Origin of the sequence: Methanoregula sp., assembly GCF_002835825.1 — an archaeon.
In the GTDB taxonomy this organism is placed as follows: Archaea; Halobacteriota; Methanomicrobia; order Methanomicrobiales; family Methanospirillaceae; genus Methanoregula.
On the sequence record NZ_PIZH01000448.1, the window covers coordinates 1 to 1,669 of the forward strand.

At 54.2% G+C, this 1,669-nt stretch carries 2 protein-coding genes; one reads left to right on the forward strand and one right to left on the reverse strand.

The genetic code is table 11. The annotated features are described in order from the left end of the window. Positions 1-238 (forward strand): TrmO family methyltransferase (locus tag CW742_RS12140; RefSeq protein WP_292420731.1); only part of this gene is annotated, 238 nt, incomplete at its 5' end. Positions 239-298: 60 nt separating this feature from the next. Here the strand turns inward: CW742_RS12140 and CW742_RS12145 are convergent. Continuing rightward, positions 299-1,555, reverse strand: a complete 1,257-nt coding sequence (locus CW742_RS12145) for a Coenzyme F420 hydrogenase/dehydrogenase, beta subunit C-terminal domain (RefSeq protein WP_292420733.1) — start codon at positions 1,553-1,555, stop codon at positions 299-301. Between the last annotated feature and the right edge of the window lie 114 nt (positions 1,556-1,669).

The window sequence follows — 1,669 nt, forward strand, 5'->3', positions numbered from 1 at the left end:
GGCGCCGAGAAGGCCGAATGCTATCGGGCTCTCGGTCGTGAAAATCATCGCGGTCAGGGGCAGCGTACTTGAGATTGAGGATGTTGATATCCTTGACGGGACGCCGCTGTTCGATATTAAACCCTATGTTCCTGCGTTCGATGCTTTCCCTGATGAACGGTCCGGCTGGCTTACCGGCTGCGGGGATGCCGTGCGGTCGGCACAATCCGACAACCGGTTTTCTGATAACCGTGACTGATATTTTTCTTCATCCGGCTGTGGATATTCGGGCAGCCCGGTATAAAAAGAAAAAAGAAGGTCAGTATTTCTTTGGCAGGGGATTGAACACGTTCTCGTAGATCATATCGCTGCCGGTGTTGTGCAGCCGGTCGCGCTCCGTACGCTCCTCGACGAATGCCATGATCGGGAGCTCCATGGAAATCCCGGGAACATGGCCGAACATCTTCTCGAGCTCAACCTGCTGGGCATGCATGAAGAGTGCGTTTGGAATTTCTGCAGGGCAGTTCTCTTCACACTGGCCGCAGTTGACACAGGAGTCTGCGATGTGGGCGAACCGGATCAGGTGGAACATGAAGTTGACCGGAAGCTCGCCTGGAGGAACCATTGACGGGTTCCTGGTCGTGCACTCGACACAATAACAGATTGGGCACTGGCTGATGCAGGAATAACACTTGACGCACCGGGAGGTTTCAGCCATGATCTTCGTCAGGCGCTCCCTGCCCACTCCAAGACCTTCAAAATCTTTCTTGCGCCATTTGTCACCGAGTTTCAGCATCGCGCCCTCGACCTTTGCCCGGATCTCAATGCCCTTCGGGTTCGGAGCCTGGGTTGCAAGAACGCCTGCCTTTACGGCGCCGTCAATAAGGTTTGCACCTTTCTCGCTGCAGACCTCAACAAAAGTTGCTTTTCCTGCCTTGTCACCGATGACACCCCAGTTCCCGCAGGCCAGATCTGCCTGCCGGGGAACTTTCAGCTTGCAGCGACGGCAGTTCGTGCGCCGGCCATAGCCGACCTCTTCAAGTTCGTCGACCGAAATTCCCTTGTGGCCGCCTTCGTACTCGATGATGAACTGGCCCTTGTCGATCTCTTCCTTGTGCACAATGTCCGGGTCTACCCCGTACTTGTCGGCAATCATCTTCCGTGCAGTGACCGGGCTGACCGATCCACCGCAGTTTACGCAGATCATGATAATATTGTCAAGGTTGATCTGCTGGCGTTTGGCAAGCTCGTAAAGTCCCATCATGTCACAGCCCTTGACGGTTACACCAATTTTGATGTCACGGGCCCCGTCAAGGTATTTCTTGATGAGCTTTGAGACAAGGAGCGTACCGCAATGGAGGGATCCTGCCGTGCTTGCGAGATCTTTCGGATCGGTGATGATTACCGGCTTTGCGTCGTACAGGTCAGCGCCTTTGGTAATGGCGAGTACCGCATCCACCATCCTGGATTCGAGTGCGTATTTCCAGAGGGCAGTTACTGCTCCGCCGAGTTCTGCCTTCTTCTGGATTTCGGCATCATTCGTCCATGCATAGAGCATGTCGCCTTTTTTGGTCATGGTACTCAGGCCTCCCTGATCTTCTCAACCTTTACGGCACAGTGTTTCAGTTCCGGCATCTTGGATAAGGGATCGAGCGCGGTGTTCGTGAGGTTGTTTACACCTTCGTTAAAG